This is a genomic window from Streptomyces sp. NBC_01635 (genome assembly GCF_045209715.1).
Classification (GTDB): Bacteria; Actinomycetota; Actinomycetes; order Streptomycetales; family Streptomycetaceae; genus Streptomyces; species Streptomyces hirsutus.
This window is the reverse complement of the sequence record NZ_CP109277.1, coordinates 3,733,385-3,754,870: the sequence shown is the minus strand read 5'-3', so window position 1 is coordinate 3,754,870 and position 21,486 is coordinate 3,733,385. Positions and strand designations below refer to the sequence as shown.

Below are 21,486 nucleotides of genomic sequence, written 5' to 3'. Positions count from 1 at the left end.
CGTACGCCCGTGATTCCGGTTCGGATATGAGGACATGCGCCGCCGACTGATCCAGTCCACGCTCGCCGTGGTGCTCGTCGTGATCGCCGTGTTCGGCGTGTCCCTGGTGCTCGTGGAGACCCGCACGATCACCGAGAGCGCCAGGGAGCGGGTCGAGTCCGAGGCGGTACGGCTCGCCAGCATCGTCGACAGCAGGCTGCTCGTCGAGGAGAAGGTCACCGCGGCGGTCCTCAGGGACCAGGTCGGCGAGGACCGCTACGTCGTCGTCCGCCTGCCCGGCCGGGCGCCCATCGAGATCGGCGACAAGCCGGAGGGCGACGTCATCAGCGCTTCGGCGCCCGGTGAGGAGGGCGAGACGGTCACCGTCCAGGAGCCGCGCTCCTCGGTGACCCGTGAGGTCGGCCGCACCCTGCTGATCATCGGGCTGGTGGCGCTGCTGGCGGTGATCGCGGCCGTGCTGCTGGCGGTCCGCCAGGCCAACCGGCTCGCCTCGCCGCTGACCGACCTCGCGGAGACCGCCGAGCGCCTCGGCTCGGGCGACCCGCGCCCCCGCCACCGGCGCTACGGCGTTCCCGAGCTGGACCGGGTCGCGGACGTGCTGGACTCCTCCGCCGAACGCATCGCCCGCATGCTGACCGCCGAACGGCGACTGGCCGCCGACGCCTCCCACCAGCTGCGCACCCCGCTCACCGCGCTGTCCATGCGGCTGGAGGAGATCACCCTCACCGACGACCCCGAGACGGTGAAGGAGGAGGCGACGATCGCACTGGCGCAGGTGGAGCGCCTGACGGACGTGGTGCAGCGGCTGCTGACCAACTCCCGGGACCCGCGGACCGGCTCGGCCGTCACCTTCGACCTCGACGAAGTGATCCAGCAGCAGCTCGCGGAGTGGCGTCCCGCCTACCGCAGCGCCGGCCGCGCGATCGTCACCTCCGGCAAGAGGCATCTGCGCGCCGTCGGCACGCCGGGCGCGGTCGCCCAGGTGCTGGCCGCGCTGATCGAGAACTCGCTCATGCACGGGGGCGGCACGGTCGCCCTGCGCACCCGGGTCACCGGGAACCAGGCCGTCATCGAGGTCACGGACGAGGGCCCGGGAGTCCCCACCGACCTGGGCGCCCGCATCTTCGAGCGCGCGATCAGCGGCCACAACTCCACCGGCATCGGCCTCGCGGTCGCCCGCGACCTCGCCGAGGCGGACGGCGGCCGGCTGGAGATGCTCCAGGCCAAACCCGCGGTCTTCGGCCTGTTCCTGTCCCGCACCCCGCCGCGGAAAACCCGGGACGACAACCGCCAGACGGTGCGGTGAACGGGGTCGTGAACAGGGAGTGCGAGAGCGCACGCACCGGTGCCGGCCCGGGTCCGGGACCCGGCGCCTACGGCACGCGCTGGTGGGAGGGCGGCCCCGCGGGCCCGTGCCCGCCCTGCGCGACGGGACCCGCCGGTGCACCCGCCACCGGTGCCGCGGCCCCCGGCAGCGCGCGGAACACCCACGTGCGGTAGGACCAGAACCGGAACAGGGTGGCGACCCCGATGCCGAGGAACTTGAAGATGTTGCTCTGCAGCGGACTGTCCCAGCCGAACCCGTAGGTCGCCGTGTACAGCAGGCCGTTCTCGATCACCAGACCGACCGCGCTGAACAGCAGGAACAGCGACATCTCCTTGGTGCGTCCGGACTTCTCGCGGTCCCGGTACGTGAAGTAGCGGAAGCCCACGTAGTTGAAGACGATCGCGACGACGGTCGCGATGACGCTAGCCCGCACCACCTGGAGATCGGTCACCTGCCGGACCAGGTTGAACACGAGGAGATTGACCAGCAGCCCCGCCCCGCCGACCGCGCCGAACTTCACGGCTTCACGGACGAGCCGGTCGAGGCGCTGCCGCATGGAGCCGCGCGGGGCCGGGGCGCCCGTCGAGGGCCCCGAGGAACCGCGTCCCATGGTCGTGCCGGCCCCCGTCCGTGGAGTGGCGTCGATGCGACGCCGAGGTGGCGTCAATCAGACCATGCTAACCACCCGTCCGCGCGATCTTCCTGCGGATGGGCCCCGGGTTCGCACGCCTGTCCGGGAACGGTCGCGGACAGGCCGGGAACAGCCGTGGAATCGGCCACCATGGCTCGACCGATACCCTGGGGGCGTGACGTTCCCGGTAGTCGGCATGGTCGGCGGGGGTCAGCTCGCTCGTATGACACACGAGGCGGGCATCCCGCTCGGCATCAGGTTCAAGCTCCTCAGTGACACTCCGCAGGATTCCGCGGCGCAGGTCGTCGGTGATGTCGTCGTCGGCGACTACCGCGACCTGGACACGCTGCGCGCGTTCGCCCGCGGCTGCGACGTGATCACCTTCGATCACGAGCACGTGCCCACCGAGCACCTCCGGGCCCTGGAGGCGGACGGCATCCCCGTCCGCCCCGGCCCCGAGGCGCTGGTGCACGCCCAGGACAAGGGCGTGATGCGTGCCCGGCTCGACGCGATCGGCGTGCCCTGCCCGCGGCACCGCATCGTCACGGATCCCGCGGACGTGGCCGCCTTCGCGGCCGAGGGCGACGGGTTCCCGGTCGTCCTCAAGACCGTCCGCGGTGGCTACGACGGCAAGGGCGTGTGGGTCGTCGACTCCGCCGAGGAGGCCGCCGAGCCGTTCCGGGCCGGGGTCCCGGTGCTGGCCGAGGAGAAGGTCGACTTCGTGCGCGAGCTGGCCGCCAACGTGGTCCGCTCCCCGCACGGCCAGGCCGTCGCCTACCCGGTCGTCGAGTCGCAGCAGGTGAACGGCGTCTGCGACACGGTCATCGCACCCGCGCCCGGCCTCGACGCGGACCTCGCCCTGCGCGCGGAGGAGATGGCACTCAACATCGCCAAGGAACTCGGCGTCGTCGGCCATCTCGCCGTGGAGCTGTTCCAGACCCGCGACGGCCGCATCCTCGTCAACGAGCTCGCCATGCGCCCGCACAACTCCGGCCACTGGACCATGGACGGCGCGATCACCTCGCAGTTCGCCAACCACGTCCGCGCCGTCCTCGACCTGCCGCTCGGCGACCCCCGCCCGCGCGCCCCGTGGACGGTGATGGTCAACGTCCTGGGCGGCGACTACCCCGACATGTACTCCGCGTACCTGCACTGCATGGCCCGCGACCCCCAGCTGAAGATCCACATGTACGGCAAGGACGTGAAGCCCGGCCGCAAGGTCGGCCATGTCAACACCTACGGCGACGACCTGGACGACGTGCTGGAACGCGCCCGTCACGCAGCCGGCTACCTGAGAGGCACGATCACCGAATGAGCCCCAGCCCCGTAGTCGGCATCGTCATGGGATCGGACTCCGACTGGCCCGTCATGGAGGCCGCGGCCCAGGCCCTCGACGAGTTCGAGGTCGGCCACGAGGTCGACGTCGTCTCCGCGCACCGCATGCCCCGCGAGATGATCGCGTACGGCGAGCAGGCCGCGGACCGCGGGCTGAAGGTGATCATCGCGGGTGCGGGCGGTGCCGCCCATCTGCCCGGCATGCTCGCCTCGGTCACCCCGCTGCCCGTCATCGGCGTCCCCGTGCCGCTGAAGCACCTCGACGGCATGGACAGCCTGCTCTCCATCGTGCAGATGCCGGCCGGTGTCCCGGTCGCCACCGTCTCGGTGGCCGGCGCCCGCAACGCGGGCCTGCTCGCGGTCCGCATGCTCGCCGCCCACGACGACGAACTCCTTACCCGGATGCGGGAGTTCCAGCAGGAGCTGAACGACCAGGCCACGGAGAAGGGCAAACGCCTGCGTGCCAGGGTCGAAAGCTCCGGCAACGGCTTCGGCTTCGGGAAGTGAGCCCCATGACGTCCTCCGACTCCGGGTCCCGCGACTCCGCGTCACTCGAGGCCGCCCGCGCGCTGCTGGCCGAGTTCCCCGTCGTCGACGGGCACAACGACCTGCCCTGGGCGCTGCGCGAGAAGGTCCGCTACGACCTCGACGCCCTGGACATCGCCGGTGACCAGACCGCCCATCTGCACACCGACATCCCGCGCCTGCGCGCGGGCGGCGTCGGCGCGCAGTTCTGGTCGGTGTACGTCCGCGCGGACCTGCCCGACGCGGTGCCGGCCACCCTCGAACAGATCGACTGCGTACGGCAGCTGCTGGCCCGCCATCCCGAGGACCTGGCACCCGCGCTGACCGCCGCCGACATGGAGGCGGCGCGCGGACAGGGCCGTATCGCCTCCCTGATGGGGGCGGAGGGCGGCCACTCCATCGCCAACTCCCTCGGTACCCTGCGCGGGTTGTACGAGCTCGGGGTGCGCTACCTGACCCTCACCCACAACTACAACGTGGCCTGGGCGGACTCGGCGACGGACGAGCCCGGCGTGGGCGGCCTGTCGGCGTTCGGCCGTGAGGTGGTCCGGGAGATGAACCGGCTCGGCATGCTGGTCGACCTCTCGCACGTCGCCGCCACGACGATGCGGGACGCGCTGGACACCACGTCCGCGCCGGTGATCTTCTCCCACTCCTCGGCCCGCGCGGTCTGCGACCATCCGCGCAACATCCCGGACGACGTGCTGGAACGGCTGCCCGCCAACGGCGGTGTCGCGATGGTGACGTTCGTGCCGAAGTTCGTGCTCCAGGCGGCCGTCGACTGGACGAACGAGGCCGACGACAACATGCGTGCCCACGGTTTCCACCACCTGGACACCACCGCGGAGGCGATGAAGGTGCACGCCGCCTTCGAGGAGGCCACCCCGCGTCCCGTCGCCACCGTGTCCACGGTGGCCGACCACCTGGACCACATGCGCGAGGTCGCCGGCATCGACCACCTCGGCATCGGCGGCGACTACGACGGCACCGCCTTCACCCCCGACGGCCTGCGCGACGTCTCCGGCTACCCGAACCTCATCGCCGAGCTGCACGACCGCGGCTGGTCCAGGACCGATCTGGCCAAGCTGACCTGGCAGAACGCGGTACGGGTGCTGGGCGCCGCCGAGGACACCGCCCGCGAGCTCCGGGCGACCACCGCCCCGTCGAACGCGACCCTGGAGTCCCTCGACGGCTGAGGCCGCCCGGTCGTCACCGACACGAGAGCTGCGGCGGCCCGGCCGCAGGGGTCCGTCCGACGGGATCCGCCGACCAGACCCCTGCGGCCGGGACCGACCAGACCCCTGCGGCCGGGACCGACCAGACCCCTACGGCTGCTCGATCCGGCAGAGGCAGAACGGATGCCCTGCCGGATCGGCGTACACCCGGAAATCCTTCCCCTCGGAGTCCTCCCGGTCCAGCGCCCGCGCCCCCAGCGCCAGCACCTTCTGCCCGGCCTCGTCGACCTCCCCCCAGGTGCCGCCCGCGTCGAAGTCGAGGTGGAACTGCTGCGAGCCGTGGTCGGCCCGCGGCCAGTCGGGCGGGCTGTACCCGGGGGCCCGCTGGAAGGCCAGCCGGGGCCCGGCGGGGATCTGGAGCACCACCCGGTCCGGGTCCTCCTCCTCGGGCATGCCGCCCCCGACGGCCGCGTAGAAGCGGGCCAGCTCGCGCGGCTCGGGACAGTCGACGACGACGGAGCGCAGACGGGCCACGGCGGCCATGGGTCCTCCCGGTGTCAGCAGGCGCACAGACAGAAGGGGTGCCCCGCCGGGTCCGCGTAAACCCGGAAGCTCCGCGAGCGGTCCTCCGCCTCCAGCGGCTTCGCGCCGAGTGCCAGCACCTCCTTCTCGGCGGCGTCCAGGTCCTCGACGGTCAGGTCCAGGTGGAACTGCTGCGAGTGGTCCGGCGCCGGCCAGCGCGGCGGTACGTGTCCGGGGGCCTCCTGGAACGCGAGCACCGGCCCGCCGGGCACCCGGAGGTCCACCCAGTCGCCCTCGTCCTTGATCGTGCCGCCCACCAGTCCGGCGTAGAAACCGGCCAGCGCACGCGGATCGGCGCAGTCCAGGACGACGGCGCCCACCTTGGCAACGGGCATGAATTCCTCCTCGAATCCCTGATTCCCGATTCCTCATTCTTCCGGTTACCGCCATGAGCGGGCAACCGGTAACCGTTACTGCATGCTGCCGCATGGGGGGTAACGTCGCAAGGGGGAATGCAGGGGACGCGGGAGGTACCGTCCGGACATGAGTGAGAGATCGGCCGCGCCCGGTGCGCTGGTCCTGGTCCAGGACCTGGTCAACACCCTCGACCTGGAGTCGGGCGCCGACACCCTGGACACGGCGGACGGCCGTGCCCGCTTCGGGCTTCCGGAGGGCGACGCGGCCGGCGTCGAGTCGGCGCGCACCCTGCGCGAAGCGCTGCGCGCGGTCCTGCTCGCCCACGCCGGCCATCCGCCGCACCGCGGGGTCGTCCCGCTCGGCACGCTGCTCGCGAAGGCCCCCCTGGTGGTCACCGTCGACCCGGCGGACGGCTCCGCCGCGCTCGCACCCGTCGACCGGGGAGCCCTGCTCTCCCGGGTCGCGGCGGCCGTGGCGGAGGGGGTAGCGGCGGGTACGTGGATCAGGCTGAAGGCCTGCGAGGCCGCCGACTGCCACTGGGCGTACTACGACCGCAGCCCCGCGGGACGCGGCCGCTGGTGCTCCATGCAGGTGTGCGGAGCCCGCGCCAAGATGCGCCGCTACCGCTCGAAGCGACCGCAGCCGCAGCCGGAGCGGGCCGGGACGCGGCAGGAACCGAAGCGGGCGACGGAGCCGCAGCCGGAGCCGGGAGGGTCGTAGGCATCACAGCGGCACCACCGGGCCCGCCCCGTGGTGCAGAATGCAGACAGACGCCGGTTCGGCCGACTGAGCCTCGGCCGAACCGGCGTCACCCGTTCGTTCCGCCGGGCGTGTCACCCGTTCCGTCAGGCGGTGGGGCGTCCCATCGCGCGGTAGCGCCAGCCGGCCCGGCGCCACACCTCGGCGTCGAGCGCGTTGCGCCCGTCCAGGACCAGCCGCTGGGCCACGACCTCGCCCAGCGCCGCCGGGTCCAGCTCGCGGAACTCCCGCCACTCCGTCAGATGCAGCACCACGTCCGCGCCCCGCACCGCGTCGAGCGCCGAGTCCGCGTACCCAAGGGTCGGGAAGAGACGCCGGGCGTTGTCCATGCCCTTCGGGTCGTACACGGTGACCTGGCCGCCCTGGAGGTGTATCTGGCCCGCGACGTTCAGCGCCGGCGAGTCCCGTACGTCGTCCGAGTCCGGCTTGAAGGTGGCGCCGAGGACCGCGACCCGCTTGCCCAGGAAGGCCCCGTCGCCGAGCGCCTGCCGGGTCAGCTCCACCATGCGGCCGCGCTGGCGCATGTTGATCGAGTCGATCTCCCGCAGGAACGTCAGCGCCTGGTCCGCGCCCAGCTCGCCGGCGCGCGCCATGAACGCCCGGATGTCCTTCGGCAGGCACCCGCCGCCGAAGCCGATCCCGGCGCGCAGGAACTTCGGGCCGATCCGGTCGTCGTACCCGATGGCCTCCGCCAGCCTGGCCACGTCACCGCCCGTGGCCTCGCACAGCTCCGCCATGGCGTTGATGAAGGAGATCTTGGTGGCGAGGAAGGAGTTCGCGGAGGTCTTCACCAGCTCCGCGGTCGGGAAGTCGGTCACCACGAACGGGGTGCCCCCGGCGACCGGCGTCGCGTACACCTCCCGCAGCAGCTTCTCGGCCCGCTCGCTCCGGACCCCCACCACGACCCGGTCCGGGTGCAGCGTGTCCTGGACGGCGAAGCCCTCGCGCAGGAACTCCGGGTTCCAGGCCAGCTCGGCGTCCCCGCCGGCCGGCGCGTGCTCGGCCAGGTAGGCGGCCAGCCGGTCGGCCGAGCCCACGGGCACGGTCGACTTGCCGACGACCAGCGCGGGGCCGGTCAGGTGCGGGGCCAGCGAGGCGATCGCGGAGTCGACGTAGGACATGTCGCAGGCGTACTCGCCGTGCCGCTGCGGAGTGTTCACGCAGACGAAGTGGACGTCGCCGAACGCGCCGACCTCCGCCCAGTCCATGGTGAACCGGAGCCGGCCGGTGGACCCCTCGATCCCCGCCACGTGCCGGCGCAGCAGTTCCTCGAGCCCCGGTTCGTACATCGGGACCTCGCCCCGCCGGAGCATGTCGATCTTCTCCGGTACGACGTCGAGGCCCAGCACCTCGAACCCGAGCTCCGCCATGGCCGCCGCGTGGGTCGCACCGAGATAACCGGTGCCGATCACGGTGATCTTGAGGGCCATGCGTGCTCCAGGGGTATACGGAAGCCAGTGCGGGCTGAGCATATCCGGGGCTTCCGGGCGCGCGGCACGGGGCGATCCCGCTCGTTCCCGCTCATTGCGGCCTCACGGCCTTTCCGTTGTCACCAAACTCACGCACGGAGGCGGGGGCAGGAGTTCTAAAATAGGAGTTACTTAACAGTAGTTAGCATCGTCAGAGCATCATTCAGAGCGTTGCCTCTCGTCGCACCTCGTCGTCTTTGGAGTGAGAGACCGTGGCCGGATCGGCTGATTTCGACCTGTACCGCCCGTCCGAGGAGCACGACATGCTCCGCGACGCCGTCCGCTCGCTGGCCGAGGCGAAGATCCTGCCGTACGCCGCAGCGGTGGACGAGGACGCCCGCTTCCCGCAGGAGGCGCTCGACGCGCTCCTCGCGAACGACCTGCACGCCGTGCACGTTCCCGAGGCATACGGCGGCGCGGGCGCCGACGCGCTCGCCACCGTCATCGTGATCGAGGAAGTGGCCCGCGTCTGCGCGTCCTCCTCCCTCATCCCCGCCGTGAACAAGCTCGGCTCCCTCCCGGTGATCCTCTCCGGTTCCGAGGCGCTGAAGAAGAAGTACCTGACCCCGCTAGCCCAGGGCGACGGGATGTTCTCGTACTGCCTCTCCGAGCCGGACGCCGGTTCCGACGCGGCCGGCATGAAGACCAAGGCGGTCCGCGACGGCGACCACTACGTCCTCAACGGCGTGAAGCGCTGGATCACCAACGCCGGCGTCTCCGAGTACTACACGGTGATGGCCGTCACCGACCCGTCCAAGCGCTCCAAGGGCATCTCGGCGTTCGTCGTCGAGAAGTCCGACGAGGGCGTCTCCTTCGGCGCCCCCGAGAAGAAGCTCGGCATCAAGGGCTCCCCGACCCGCGAGGTCTACCTGGACAACGTCCGCATACCCGCGGACCGCATGATCGGCGAGGAGGGCACCGGCTTCGCCACCGCGATGCAGACCCTCGACCACACCCGCATCACCATCGCCGCCCAGGCTCTCGGCATCGCCCAGGGCGCCCTCGACTACGCCAAGGGCTACGTCAAGGAGCGCAAGCAGTTCGGCAAGCCGATCGCCGACTTCCAGGGCATCCAGTTCATGCTCGCCGACATGGCCATGAAGATCGAGGCCGCCCGCCAGCTGACCTACGCCGCCGCCGCCAAGTCCGAGCGCGGCGACGCCGACCTGACCTTCCAGGGCGCCGCCGCCAAGTGCTTCGCCTCCGACGTCGCCATGGAGGTCACCACCGACGCCGTCCAGCTCCTCGGCGGCTACGGCTACACCCGTGACTACCCGGTGGAGCGCATGATGCGCGACGCGAAGATCACGCAGATCTACGAGGGCACGAACCAGGTCCAGCGGATCGTGATGGCCAGGAACCTTCCGTAACCCCGGCCCCTGGGGCACGGACAGCCGAAGGGCGCCCGAGTACGCGTACTCGGGCGCCCTTCGGTCTTCTCGTATCGGGGAGGGGTCTGTCGCGCTGCTGAGCGCGGGTCAGGAGGCCGGGGTGCCGGCGTCCGTGTCCGCGGCGGAGTGGACCGCGGGCCGGCGGGAGGCGATGACCTTCTTCGCGAGCGAGCGCGGACTGGTCAGGAAGCCCCAGCCCCACGACATGTGCATGGTGGCCAGCGCCACCGGGATCTGCAGCCGCGCCTTTGGCGGCAGACCCTTGCCCGCGGGTATCGAGCCGAGCACGATCGCCGCGAGGTAGCCGCCGGGCACGACGAAACCCCACGGGGTGAGCAGACCGCCGACCAGGATCCCGGCCGCGATCGCGCACACCGCGGCCGGCGGGGCCAGGTAGCGCAGGTTGATGGAACCCGCGTGGTAGCGGGCGACGACGTGCCGCCAACGGCCGTAGTCCTTGTACTGCTTGGCCAGCGCCCGCAGGCTCGGCCGGGGCCGGTACGACACCCTCAGCTCCGGCGAGAACCAGATCAGCCCGCCGGCCTCGCGGATGCGGAAGTTCAGCTCCCAGTCCTGGGCGCGGATGAACTCCACGTTGTAGCCGCTCTGCCGCTCCAGCGCCTCGCGCCGGAACACCCCGAGGTAGACGGTCTCGGCGGGGGCCGCCGCGCCGCCGGTGTGGAAGGCGGCGTTGCCGACGCCTATCCGGGACGTCATCGCGGCGGCGACCGCGTGCTCCCAGTCGTTCTCGCCCTCGGCGTGCATGATGCCGCCGACGTTCTGCGCGCCGGTCTCCTCCAGGAGCCGTACCGCGGTGGCGATGTAGCCCGGCGAGAGGATCCCGTGCCCGTCGACGCGGACCACGACCGGATGGCGCGAGGCCTTGATCGCCGCGTTGAGGGCGGCCGGGGTGCGGCCGGTCGGATTGGGCACGGTGCGCACCCGCGGGTCCTCGGCCACGAGTTCGGCGGCGATCTCGTCCGTGCGGTCCGCGGACGGACCGAGGGCGATCACGACCTCCATCTCGCCGGCGTACTCCTGGGCGAGGATCGCGTGGACGGCGCCACGCAGATGCCGCTCCTCGTTGAGCACGGGCATGATCACGGAAACGGCGGGGAGCCGCACGTCGGGATTGGCGTTCATAGGAGCCTCACGTTACCGCGAACGGGGGACAGCGGTGCGCGTGCCGGGTGCGGCTGCGCCGGGCTGCAGATCGTATCGGCCTACGGTGCTCACGATCCCGCGTACGCCCCCGTACGCCCCCTCACTCCCGCCCGCTTCTCTTCCGCCCTCCCCTTTTCCTGTTCCCGTTCGCCCTCCCTGCCCGCGTCCTGCTCCCCTCTTACATCCCCCCTCGTACGGCCTCGTCCGGAGGTGTCCCTCTTGCCCGCGTCACCACGGCCCCCCCGGCCCCGCACCACGCCGCAACGCCGACCGCAGCCACCACGGGAGGGCGGCCCGCGACCACCGGGACGCCGGAGACCGCGCTGGGGCCCGCGGGCGGTGACCACCCTGTCGGTCCTGGTGCTGGCCTCGGCCGGGATCGGGCACGCGGTGGTCAGCAGCCTCGACGCGGGAATCGACCGGGTCGACCCGTTCCGGGACATGAAGAACCGTCCCGAGGCGGGCCACGGCATGAACGTCCTGCTCGTCGGCACGGACGGCCGTGAGGAGATCGCCGCGGAGACGCGGCGGAAGTACCGGCTCGGCGGGGCGCCCTGCAACTGCACCGACACGATCATGATCGTGCACATCTCCGAGGACCGGGAGCGGGCCAGCGTCGTCAGCCTGCCGCGCGACTCGTACGCCATGACGCCCCCGCACACCGACCAGGTGAGCGGCGAGGAGCACGAGGGGCATCCCGTCAAGCTCAACGCGGCGTACGCGGAGGGCGGCCCGCAGTTGGCCGTGCGCACGGTGGAGAAGATGACCAGGGTGAAGATCGACCACTACCTGGAGCTCGATTTCACCAGCTTCATGAAGACCGTGGACGTGGTCGGCGGCGTCGAGCTGTGCACCACCGAGCCCCTGAAGGACAGTCACACCGGCCTCGACCTGCCGGCCGGCCGGCACACCCTGGGGGGCGGCGAGGCCCTGCAGTACGTGCGCGCCCGGTACGTCGACGGCGCCGCCGACCTCGGCCGGATGAAACGGCAACAGCACTTCATGGCCGCCCTGCTGGACCGGGCCACGTCCTCCGGGATCGTGCTGAACCCGATGAAGTTCCGGGACGTGACCCGTGCCGTGCTCGGCTCGGTCCGCGCCGACAAGGGCTTCGGCACCGGCGAACTGCTCGATCTGGGGCGGGCGCTGCGGAACTTCTCGCCCGCCTCGTCCGAGTTCACCACCGTGCCGCTCGACAAGGAGGGGCACACGGTCAAGGGCATCGGGTCGACGCTGAAGTGGGACCCCGAGAAGTCCGAGAACATCTTCGCGGCGCTGCGCGAGGACAAGCCGCTCTCCACGCGCCCGTCGCCCGACGCGGCCCGGCGCGTGCCGGTGGACCCCCGGCAGATCCGCGTCCAGGTCGAGAACGGCACGGAGACGAAAGGCCTCGGCCGCCGGGTGGACGCGGCCCTCGCGGCCACCGGTTTCCGCACCACCCACGTTCCGGTCAACGCGGCGGACCACTCCGTGCGGCGGACCGTCGTCGCCTACGACCCCCGCTGGGACCGCTCCGCGAAGTCCCTCGCCGCCGCCCTGCCGGGCAGCGAGCTGCGTGCGGTCAAGGGCCAGGGCGCCACGCTGAGGGTGATCGCCGGCGCCGACTTCGAGAAGGTCCGCAAGGTCCGGGCCGAGGACCCCGGGAGGGACGAGTTCGGGGTGGTGCGGGGCGACGAGGTGGGCTGCTCGTAGGGCCTGGCTCCTGGCGCCCGACGGCGTTCGGATCGTGCCGGGCTCACGGGTCCGGCCCGATCCGGAGAGGACCCCGGCCCCGGGCCGCAGGTGCTGCCGGGGCCGCGAGGGCGCCGGGTGGTCAGTCCTCGATTCCGTCCGCCGCCCGCTTCTCGCGCAGTTCCACGATCGCCCGGCGGCGGGCCAGGCGGTGGGTGCGGCGGATCTGGGCTTCCTGGTTGCGGCGCCGGTCCCGCTCGGTCTCCGATATCACCGGCGGCACGCGGCGCGGCCTGCCGTCCGCGTCGACGGCCGCGAAGACGAGATACGCCGAGCCGACCTGGGTGGCCGGGGCGGACTCGTTCCACCGCTCGGCCAGGACGCGCACACCGACCTCCATGGACGTCCGGCCGGTCCAGTTGACCTGTGCCTTGACGTGGACCAGGTCGCCGACACGGACCGGTTCGAGGAAGGCCATCTCGTCCATCGACGCGGTGACGGCGGGGCCGCCGGAGTGCCGGCCGGCGACCGCGCCCGCCGCGTCGTCGACGAGTTTCATGATCACGCCGCCGTGCACCGTGCCCAGGAGGTTGGTGTCGTTGTGGGTCATGATGTGGCTGAGGGTCGTCCGCGATGCCGAGACGGGCTTGCCCGGGATGTCGGGACTGTCGGGACTCTCCGTGAGTGGGGCCGGAGCCTGATCTGTCATGGCCTCCACCTTATGCCGAGGCGGCGGCCGGGAATTTTGTGTCAGCTTCGCAACAGCGCTGCTCCTATTTCCCGAGGACTGGTACGGCGCACGGCCCGGACCTGCACACTGTTGCGCATGACTGAATGGCCCGAGGCACGGCCCAACGACAACCGCGGCCCCCGCTACGGACGCGGGAGCGCGAGCGCGCAGCCCGAGAGCGCCCGCGTCATGCGCCAGGTCCGCCGCGGCCCGGTGGCCCCGCCCGGCCAGGGAGCCTACGGCGGCTCGGTGCCGCAGCAGCCGTCCTACGTGGACGGCAGCGGGCACGGCGGCGGCTACGACGACTACAACACGGGCCAGGTCTACGGCTCCCCGGGCGGCGGCGGTCCCCGCGGTCCGGGCGGCGACGGCCGCTACGCGCAGCGTCCCGCGCCGGACTGGCGCCGCCGGATCAAGGTGACGTCGATCACGGTCGCGGCCGTGCTGGTCGTGACGACCGTGGGCACCTACTTCTGGGCCGACTCGAAGCTCAACCGCGAGGTCGACCTGTCGATCGTGCTCGACCGGCCGGAGGCGGGCGAGGGCACGAACTACCTGATCGTCGGCTCCGACAGCCGGGCCGGGCTGACCGACGAGCAGAAGAAGAAGCTGCGCACCGGGTCGGCCGAGGGCAAGCGCACGGACTCCATGATGATCCTGCACACCGGCAGCAACGGCCCCACCCTGATCTCGCTGCCCCGCGACTCGAACGTGGAGATACCCACCTTCAAGGGGTCCGAGTCCGGCAAGACGTTCCAGGGCACGGGCCGGCAGGTGAAGCTGAACGCCGCCTACGCCGAGGACGGGCCGGAACTCCTGGTCCGCACGGTCGAGTTCAACACCGGCCTGCACATCGACCACTACGTGGAGATCGGCTTCGCCGGCTTCGCGAACATCGTGGACGCGGTCGGCGGCGTGGAGATGGACATCCCGCAGGACATCAAGGACACCAAGTCCGGGGCCGACTTGAAGAAGGGCAAGCAGACGCTGAACGGCGAGGAGGCCCTCGCCTTCGTCCGCACCCGGTACGCGCTGGCAGGTTCCGACCTGGACCGTACGAAGAACCAGCAGAAGTTCCTCTCCGCCCTGGCGAACCAGGTGGCGACGCCGGGCACGGTCCTCAACCCGTTCAAGCTGTACCCGACCATGGGCGCGGGGCTGGACTCGCTGATCGTCGACAAGGACATGAGCCTGTTCGGCCTGGCCGACATGTTCTGGTCGATGAAGGGCGTCAGCGGCGGCGACGGCACCTCCCTGAACATGCCCCTCGCGGGCTCCTCGGGCGGCAACCTGCTCTGGGACAAGGCGAAGGTCAAGCAGTTGGTGAACCAGCTGAACAACGACGAGAAGGTCACCGTCAAGGGCAACTGAGCCCCACGGCGCCGACGGCGGACGGGCGGGGCGGGAGAACGACCGAGGGCACCCCGCGGGGTGCCCTCGACCGTGTCCGGCGTCCGGCGTCGGCCGTCCGGCCTGTTCCGGCGTCGGCGTCCGGCGGCGTCACATCGTGGCGCCCGCCATGGCGCGGCAGGACTCGGCGCAGCGGCGACAGGACTCCGCGCAGCGCATCATCTGCGCGTCGTCCGGCATGGACATGCATGCCTCGGCGCACAGGTCACAGGCCTGGGCGCACATCGCGCACATCTCGGTGGCCAGCGGTGAGCGGCGCATCATCATGTCGGCGCACATGCGGGTCATGTCGGCGCAGTCCATGAGGGCTCCCATGACCTGCGTGGGGGCCTGGCCGCCCATCCGCAGACAGGAGCTCATGGTCTCCTCGCAGGTGCTGTGGCAGGCCATGCACGCCTGGACGCAGTCCTGCATCTCCTTGCTCATCGGGGTCGCGGCGGCAGACTGCTGGGTCATGATTCCTCCCAGGGGGAACAGCGGGGGTCGCGGACCGGCCTCCGTCCTTCAGTCCTACGCCCCTTGTCCCATGACCACCACAGGACGAACGATCTCCGCCGTGACCTGCGTGTTCCGTGGGAAACGGAGCCTCGTCACCGGCTGGTTCAGCCGCAGGGGAAGCAGTCCGAGCGGGGAACGCGGTCCTGGACGAGGCGGTCGCCGTTCAGGTTCCACCCGCCGGTCCGGGAACCGCCGCGGCCGTACGGGGCGGAGCTCGCGGCGGGGCGGTGGCCGGGGAGAAACCGGCCGTGCCCGCCGGGACGGCCGCCCTCGACGTGATGTTCCTGACGGTCCTGTTCCTGAACTTCGCCGGGCCTCTTCCCGGTGAGGGGACCACTGTGCGCAGCGGTCCCCTCACCGGATTCTCACAAGAACATGGAATTGATGTGTCTCCGTCGGACGGCGGATCGTGAAGGGCCGCTCCCGGCGGTCCCGGGCAGGGCCCGCCACATGCGACGGGATTCCGGTCAGGACCAGGTGAAGGCCGGGTTGACTTCCATGCAGGCGGAGTCGTCCGCCCCGTTGAGGGCCTTGGCCGACTCGGGCGTCGTGTCGTCCTGTTCGGGTGCCTCGTACGCCGTCCCCTCGCGCCAGTCGGCGCCGACGACGAGCGTGACCCCGGACACGTCGGTGGACCGCCGTACCGAACTCTCCGGAACGCCCAGCGACTCGGCGACCCGCAGGGCGTCGCCCTTCAGGTCGGCGCTCGGGTAGCGCACCAGCGTCAGCTGCTCGCTCAGGGAGCCGGTGGTGTCGGCGGTCGCGCCGGTGAACCCCTTCTCCTGAAGCAGTCCGGCCACGGTGCTCGCGCGGCCGGACGCCGAGCCGAGGGTGTCGGTGCGGGTGCCGTTGACGACCTGGACCGCGATCCTGTCGTCGGGGGCGGCCGGTTCGGCGGTCACGGCCGGCCTCTTCTCCTTCGCCGCTTCCGCGGTCCGTGCCGGCTTCTCGTCCTTGCCGTCCAGGGCGATGTCCTCGCGGACCAGCCGGAACAGCTGCTCGGCGTCCTCGGTCGGCTCCACGCGGGCCCCCACGTACCGGTTGGGCATCGTGGTCATGGTGATGCGCTCCGGATCCACCCCGCGCAGCTCGTTGCTGAGGTCGTACAGCTTCTTGACGGTGTCGAGGCCGGGATCGACGGTGAGCGCCCGGGTGGCCTCCTCGGCCAGCCTGCGCAGCTTGTTGGGATTGCTCAGGTCGGTGTTCTCGCGCAGCTCGCGGGCCAGCGAGTTCATGTACATGTGCTGGGCCTTGGCGCGGGCGAGGTCACTGCCGTCCATGAAGCCGTAGCGCGTACGCAGCCACTGCAGGGCCTGCTCGCCCTTGATCGGGTGGGTGCCCTCGGGCAGCTTCAGCCCGGAGCCGTGGCCCTGGCTGTCGCGCGAGAGGATGTTGGCGTCCACGCACACGGGGACGCCGCCGACGGCGTCGGCCATGGAGACCACACCGGCGAAGTCGACCATGATGAAGTGGTCGATGTGGATGCCGGTGAGCTCCTGCCAGGTGGCCACGGTGCAGCCCGGACCGCCGTGCCCGAGGCTCTGGTTGGTCATCGTCCGCCCGATGCTCGCCTCGTACACCGTCCCGTCCTCGGGGTCGGTGCACTTCGGGATCCGGACGAGGGTGTCGCGGGGCATGCTGATCACGGACATGTTGGTCCGGTCGGCGGACAGGTGCAGCAGCATCTGCACATCGGCCAGCGGTGTCGAGCCGAACGTCTCGCGGGCGCCGCCGAGGTCCTGGTTCTTCTTGCTGTCCCGGGCGTCGGAGCCGATCAGCAGGATGTTCAGCGGGGTCTGCCCGGCGGCGTTCGGTGTGGGCTTGGCGACCTTGTTGTCCCCCAGGTTCAGGGGGTTCTGCTTGATGTTGTCGTTCAGGTGCCGGTAGTAGACGTAGCCGGCCCCGGCCGCGCCGAGAAGGAGCAGCGCGAGGACCGCGGCGACCCACTTGAGCATCCGGCGCCGCGGGCGGCGGCCGCCGCCTCCCCCGGGTGTGGGCGTGTCACCGCCGGACGCGGGTATGCCGCCGTCGTCACCGTCCGACGTGGGCGCCCCGCCGCTGTCGTCACCGGCCGCGGCGTTGCCGCCGTCGTCCGGGACGCCGGAGGGGCCGTCGTCCGGGCCCGGGTCACGCCGGTCGTCGCGTAGTGTCTTCCGCGCGGCGCGCTGCGTCACTTCCGTCGCCCTCCCCACCCCTGGTACTCCTCGCCTCATGGAACTGGCCTGTCCTGCTCTTGTTAGACGCACGACAAGCCTGTCAGTTGCCCCAGGAACGCAATTCCACGGCAACAACTTTTGAGGAGCCCCCGAACGCGGTCCGGTCGAGCCTCAGCTCGCGCATTCGACCTTGTCGGCCGTGGACTTCTCCACGTCCAAAGGCCCCGCCGCGGAGTCGCCGAGCTGCGAGCCGACGCCCGTGAAGTCCTTGCCGAGGGTCAGCGTCATCGCGGGCAGCCCCTGGGAGTTGGTGACGCTCTCGCCGGGCTTCAGCGCGGAACCGGACATGCCCAGGATGGTGGCGAGGCGGCGGGCCTGGTCGGCCTGGTCGGGGGCGTACTCGAGGGTGGTCTTCTTCAGCGTCTCGGGGGCGTTGCCGGCGTTCTCCGACTTGCTGACGCCCTCCTCCACCTGGAGCCGGCTGAGCATCTGCTGCGCACTGCCCGCCGGGGCGCCGCCGTTGAGGACCTGCACCCGGACCTCGGAGGCCGGTGCCTTGGCGCCCTGCAGGCGGGCGGCGACGGCGGCCTTCTCCTTCCTCTCCCGCTTCTTCTCGACCTCGGTCAGCGACACGTCGCCGGCGATCGCGGCGAACAGCCGCGGCGCCTTGGACTCGTCCACGACGACCGTCGCCTTCACCGTCTCCGCGGGGTTGTCCTTCACCGGCACCGTGGTGAACGAGATGTTCTTCGGCGGCACCTTCTTCAGCTCCAGGGCGACGTCCTTGAGCGTGCTCACGTTGCCGATGCCGGTGTCCACGGTCAGCGCGTCGGTGGCGGCCTCGGCCAGTTTCACCAGCTTGGTGGGGCTGGTGAGGGTGTCGCCGGAGGACATCTTGCGCATCAGCGAGGCCAGGAAGTGCTGCTGCACCTTGATCCGGTCGAGGTCGCCCTCGTTGCCGAAACTGTGCCGGGTCCGGACGAAGGCGAGGGCCTGTTCGCCCTCCACCTTCGACTTGCCCGCGGGCAGCGCCAGCTTCGACTGCTTGTCGTTCACCGGGTGTTCCACGCACACGTCGACGCCGTCGACGGCCGAGGTGAGGGTCTTGACCGCGTTGAAGTCGGCCATCATGAAGTGGTCGGGCTTGATGCCGGTGACCTTTTCCACCGTGCGCATCGTGCAGCCCGGGTCCCGGCCGCCCTCACCGAGGCTCCGGTTGAAGCGGGCGCCCTGCAGCCCCGGGATCACCTTCTCCGTGCCGTCCTCCAGCTTCGTCAGACAGTCGGGGATGTCGACTATCAGGTCGCGCGGGATGCTGAGCGCGGTGGCGTTGGTGCGGTCCTTGGCGACGTGCAGCAGAATCGTGGTGTCGGCGTGCCCGACGCTGCCCGCGTCCCCGTAGCCGTCGTTGCCCGAGCCGGTGCGCTTGTCGGTGCCGAGGACGAGGATGTTGAAGGCCTCGTCCTTGCTGAAGTCGCCCGAGCCCGCGTCGCCGACGTCGGTCGTGTCGACGTTGCCCTCGAGATGCTTCAGATAGACGTAGCCGGCCGTGCCGGTGGCGAGCACCACGAACGCCATCGTCCCGCCGGCCCACAGCAGGGCCTTCCGCGCCTTCGGCTTCCGCTGCCCCGACCGGCCCGAGCGCCGTCCGGGCGGCGGCTCGGGAGTGCCGCGCCGCGGCGCCGGGACCTCGCGGCCGGGTGCCCGCGGGGGGCCGCCGGGCGCGGCACCGTACGGGTGGCCCATGCCGCCGGGGCCGACGGGGTGGTGCGCGGTGTGCGGGGAGCTTCGGCGGGGACCGGGTACGGGTGACTGCGGTGCGGAAGGGCCCAGTCGCAGTTCGTATTCACCGGTGGCCGGATTGAGTACCCATTGGTCTGCGGGGTCGACATTGTCCGCCCGCCCACGGCTCTGCGCGTCCACGCTCGTCCGATCCTCCGTCGGGGCCACACGGCATCCTTCCCCCTCCGGAGGGTGTCCGCGCGTACTGGTCACCACCGTGCACGCGACGCCAGAACGGTCCTCGCGGCCGGGGCACTGGAGCGTTCACACTAACTGCCGACCTGAGCGGGACGGGGCTTCAGTGACGAATTCCTCGTCCACGAAAAGGGGTAAACCGCCCCATTGGGTGGGGAAATGACGCTGTGGAGGTGCCGCCTCCACCGGATTCGCGCCGTCCGGGCGCCCCGCACACGAGTTCGTCACACGCTCCGCAAGGCGCCCCGCGACCCACCGCACGACGCACCGCGAGGCGTGTCGTGCGGTGCGTCACTGCGCGCACTCGACCTTGTCCGCCGTGGACGTGGACTTCTTGATGTCGTCCGACGCCTTGGACGGAGGGGTCAGGGAGACGCCCGCGCCCTTGAAGTCCTCGCCGAGGGTCAGCGTCATCGTGGGCAGCCCCTGGGAGTTGGTGACGCTCTCGCCGGGCTTCATCCCCGAGCCGGACATGCCCAGGATGTCGGCGAGGCGGCGGGCCTGGTCGGCCTGCTCGGGCGCGTATTCGAGGGTGGTCTTCTTGAGCGTATCGTCGGCGTTGCCGGCGTTCTCCGACTTGCTGACGCCTTCGGTGAGCTGGAGCCAGGTGACGGTCTCCTGGGCGCTGCCCGACGGGCCGCCGCCGTTGAGGACCTGCACCCGGACGTCCGAGGCCGGTGCCTTGGTGCCCTTGAGGCGGGCGGCGACGGCGGCCTTCTCCTTCTTCTCCTGCTGCTTGACCTCGGTGAACGACACGTCGTTCTTGAGCAGGTCGAATATCTCCGGTGCCTGGGACTCGTTCACGACGACGGTCGCCTTCACCGTCGTCTCCGCGGGGTTGTCCTTCACCGGCAGCGTGATGAACGCCAGGTTCTTGACGTTGAGTTTGCCCAGCTCCAGACCGAGGTCCTTCAGCTTGTTGATGCTGTCCAGCTGGGAGTCGACGGTGAGCGCCTCGGTGCCCGCCTCCGCGAGCTTGACCATCTTCGTCGGGCTGGTGAGCGTGTCGTTGGACTTCAGCTGCCGCATCAGCGCGCCGAGGAACTGCTGCTGCACCTTGATGCGGTCGAGGTCGCCCTTGTTGCCCCACGCGTGCCGGGTGCGGACGAACGCCAGGGCCTGCTCGCCCTGGATGGTGTGCTTGCCCTTGGACAGTTCGAGCTTGGAGTCCTTGTCGTTGACGTCCTCGGCGACACAGACATCGACCCCGCCGACCGCCGTGGTCAGGGTCTTGATCGCGTTGAAGTCGGCCACCATGAAGTTGTCCGGCGTGATCCCGGTCAGCTCGGTGACCGTCCGCATGGTGCAGCTCGGCGTGCGCTCGTTCTGGCCGAGGCTGGTGTTGAAGCGGTCCCTGGAGCCCGGGATCGTCTTCTCCGTCCCGTCCTCCATCGTCGTGGGGCAGTCGGGGATGTCGACGATCAGGTCGCGCGGGATGCTGAGCGCGGTGGCGTTCGTGCGGTCCTTGGAGACGTGCAGCAGGAGCGTGGTGTCGGCGTGCCCGGCGCTGCCCGTGTCGCCGTAGCCCTCATTGCCCGAGCCGGTGCGCTTGTCGGTGCCGATCAGCAGGATGTTGATGGCCTTGTCCTTCTGGAAGCCACCGGTGCTCGCGCCGTCGTCGGGGACCGAGTTGATGTTGTTGTTGAGGTGCTCCAGATACAGATAGCCGCCCACGGCGGTGGCGAGCACCACGAACGCCATCGTCCCGCCGGTCCACAGCAGGGCTTTTTTCGCCTTCGACTTCTTCTTCACCGGCCGGCGTCCGCGCCGGCCCGCCGGCGGCTCCTCGGGCGCGTCCCGACGTCTGCGGGGCGGTCCTTCACGCTCGGGCGTTCCGCGCTCGGGCGTTCCGCGCTCGGCCGCCCTGCGGCCGGCGGGCCGCTCCGCCGTACGCCCGGAAGCGCCGGAGCGGCCGCGCGGTGCATCGGTGCCGGCACCAGTACCGGCACCGGAGCTCTTGCCCGTACCCGCGCCGCCCTCCGGGCTTCCGCCGGAGGAGCGCGCTCTGCGGGGAGAAGGGACCGGCCGCTGCGGTGCGGAACGATTCAGTCGCAGTTCGTAATCGCCGGTGTCCGGATTGAGTACCCACTGGTCTGCGGGGTCGATGTCGTTACCCCGTCCACGGCCTTGCGCGTCCACGGTCGTCTGAATCCTCCGTCGGTGCCACGCGGCGCCTTTTCCCTCCTAGGCGCTCGGTCGGTCACACAGTGCGCGACTGCAGGGTGAATCTCAGGAACACGCGCACCGGGAGCGCTCACACTAACGGCAAGGAACGGCTTCCGGCGACGCCCGTGGCACATTCCACATCCATACAACTGGGCAATTCGCT

General features: G+C 70.9%; 18 protein-coding genes. 8 read left to right on the top strand and 10 right to left on the bottom strand.

Translation table 11 applies throughout. The features are described 5' to 3' along the window. The first annotated feature begins 34 nt into the window (after positions 1-34). A complete protein-coding gene (locus OHB56_RS17440; RefSeq protein ID WP_406354310.1) occupies positions 35-1,306 on the top strand; it encodes an ATP-binding protein in 1,272 nt (423 codons plus the stop codon). A 67-nt stretch (positions 1,307-1,373) separates the two neighbouring features. On the opposite strand, the gene OHB56_RS17435 is transcribed toward OHB56_RS17440, so the two are convergent. Further along, the gene (locus OHB56_RS17435; protein ID WP_360030749.1) at positions 1,374-1,937 is read right to left on the bottom strand and encodes a GtrA family protein; all 564 of its coding nucleotides are present in this window, start codon (positions 1,935-1,937) and stop codon (positions 1,374-1,376) included. Positions 1,938-2,133: 196 nt separating this feature from the next. On the opposite strand from OHB56_RS17435, the gene OHB56_RS17430 reads away from it, so the two are divergent. The 3 genes from OHB56_RS17430 to OHB56_RS17420 are packed head-to-tail and all read left to right on the top strand — an operon-like array spanning position 2,134 to position 5,014. Beyond that, positions 2,134-3,273: a 5-(carboxyamino)imidazole ribonucleotide synthase gene (locus OHB56_RS17430; RefSeq protein ID WP_326753090.1), complete on the top strand. Its 1,140-nt coding sequence runs from the start codon at positions 2,134-2,136 to the stop codon at positions 3,271-3,273. Then, entirely contained in the window at positions 3,270-3,800 is a 531-nt protein-coding gene (purE, locus tag OHB56_RS17425) for a 5-(carboxyamino)imidazole ribonucleotide mutase (RefSeq protein WP_406354307.1), read from the top strand. Before OHB56_RS17430 ends, purE begins: the two co-directional genes overlap by 4 nt. Positions 3,801-3,805: 5 nt before the next feature. Then, positions 3,806-5,014: a dipeptidase gene (locus OHB56_RS17420; RefSeq protein WP_326753088.1), complete on the top strand. Its 1,209-nt coding sequence runs from the start codon at positions 3,806-3,808 to the stop codon at positions 5,012-5,014. Between the two features lie 129 nt (positions 5,015-5,143). Here OHB56_RS17420 and OHB56_RS17415 read toward each other — a convergent pair whose 3' ends face one another. Then, positions 5,144-5,536, bottom strand: coding sequence for a VOC family protein (locus OHB56_RS17415; RefSeq protein WP_406354304.1), 393 nt, complete (start codon positions 5,534-5,536; stop codon positions 5,144-5,146). A 14-nt stretch (positions 5,537-5,550) separates the two neighbouring features. Then, the gene (locus OHB56_RS17410) at positions 5,551-5,910 is read right to left on the bottom strand and encodes a VOC family protein (RefSeq protein WP_326753086.1); all 360 of its coding nucleotides are present in this window, start codon (positions 5,908-5,910) and stop codon (positions 5,551-5,553) included. 148 nt (positions 5,911-6,058) lie between these two features. Between OHB56_RS17410 and OHB56_RS17405 the strand changes: the two genes are divergently transcribed. Next, entirely contained in the window at positions 6,059-6,652 is a 594-nt protein-coding gene (locus tag OHB56_RS17405; protein ID WP_326753085.1) for a CGNR zinc finger domain-containing protein, read from the top strand. A gap of 125 nt (positions 6,653-6,777) precedes the next feature. Here the strand turns inward: OHB56_RS17405 and OHB56_RS17400 are convergent, their stop codons facing one another. After that, complete coding sequence (locus tag OHB56_RS17400) at positions 6,778-8,121, bottom strand: UDP-glucose dehydrogenase family protein (protein ID WP_406354302.1); 1,344 nt, start codon at positions 8,119-8,121, stop codon at positions 6,778-6,780. A gap of 251 nt (positions 8,122-8,372) precedes the next feature. Here OHB56_RS17400 and OHB56_RS17395 point away from each other — a divergent pair, with 251 nt between their 5' ends. Continuing rightward, entirely contained in the window at positions 8,373-9,530 is a 1,158-nt protein-coding gene (locus tag OHB56_RS17395; protein ID WP_326753083.1) for an acyl-CoA dehydrogenase, read from the top strand. Between the two features lie 108 nt (positions 9,531-9,638). Here the strand turns inward: OHB56_RS17395 and OHB56_RS17390 are convergent, their stop codons facing one another. Beyond that, complete coding sequence (locus OHB56_RS17390) at positions 9,639-10,694, bottom strand: glycosyltransferase family 2 protein (RefSeq protein WP_406354299.1); 1,056 nt, start codon at positions 10,692-10,694, stop codon at positions 9,639-9,641. Between the two features lie 231 nt (positions 10,695-10,925). Between OHB56_RS17390 and OHB56_RS17385 the strand changes: the two genes are divergently transcribed. After that, entirely contained in the window at positions 10,926-12,407 is a 1,482-nt protein-coding gene (locus OHB56_RS17385) for an LCP family protein (RefSeq protein WP_406354297.1), read from the top strand. A 121-nt stretch (positions 12,408-12,528) separates the two neighbouring features. Here OHB56_RS17385 and OHB56_RS17380 read toward each other — a convergent pair whose 3' ends face one another. Continuing rightward, on the bottom strand, positions 12,529-13,095 hold the full coding sequence (locus OHB56_RS17380; RefSeq protein WP_326753080.1) for an acyl-CoA thioesterase: 567 nt from the start codon (positions 13,093-13,095) through the stop codon (positions 12,529-12,531). A 117-nt stretch (positions 13,096-13,212) separates the two neighbouring features. Here OHB56_RS17380 and OHB56_RS17375 point away from each other — a divergent pair, with 117 nt between their 5' ends. After that, a complete protein-coding gene (locus OHB56_RS17375; RefSeq protein WP_326753079.1) occupies positions 13,213-14,487 on the top strand; it encodes an LCP family protein in 1,275 nt (424 codons plus the stop codon). A 129-nt stretch (positions 14,488-14,616) separates the two neighbouring features. Here OHB56_RS17375 and OHB56_RS17370 read toward each other — a convergent pair whose 3' ends face one another. The 4 genes from OHB56_RS17370 to OHB56_RS17355 all read right to left on the bottom strand — a co-directional run bounded on the left by OHB56_RS17370 (position 14,617) and on the right by OHB56_RS17355 (position 21,296). Then, on the bottom strand, positions 14,617-14,982 hold the full coding sequence (locus tag OHB56_RS17370; RefSeq protein ID WP_326753078.1) for a four-helix bundle copper-binding protein: 366 nt from the start codon (positions 14,980-14,982) through the stop codon (positions 14,617-14,619). Positions 14,983-15,491: 509 nt separating this feature from the next. Further along, complete coding sequence (locus tag OHB56_RS17365) at positions 15,492-17,198, bottom strand: LCP family protein (RefSeq protein ID WP_406354294.1); 1,707 nt, start codon at positions 17,196-17,198, stop codon at positions 15,492-15,494. A gap of 153 nt (positions 17,199-17,351) precedes the next feature. Beyond that, positions 17,352-19,103 (bottom strand): LCP family protein, encoded by a 1,752-nt coding sequence (locus OHB56_RS17360; RefSeq protein ID WP_326753077.1) that lies wholly within the window; start codon positions 19,101-19,103, stop codon positions 17,352-17,354. 345 nt (positions 19,104-19,448) lie between these two features. Further along, on the bottom strand, positions 19,449-21,296 hold the full coding sequence (locus OHB56_RS17355; protein WP_406354293.1) for an LCP family protein: 1,848 nt from the start codon (positions 21,294-21,296) through the stop codon (positions 19,449-19,451). Between the last annotated feature and the right edge of the window lie 190 nt (positions 21,297-21,486).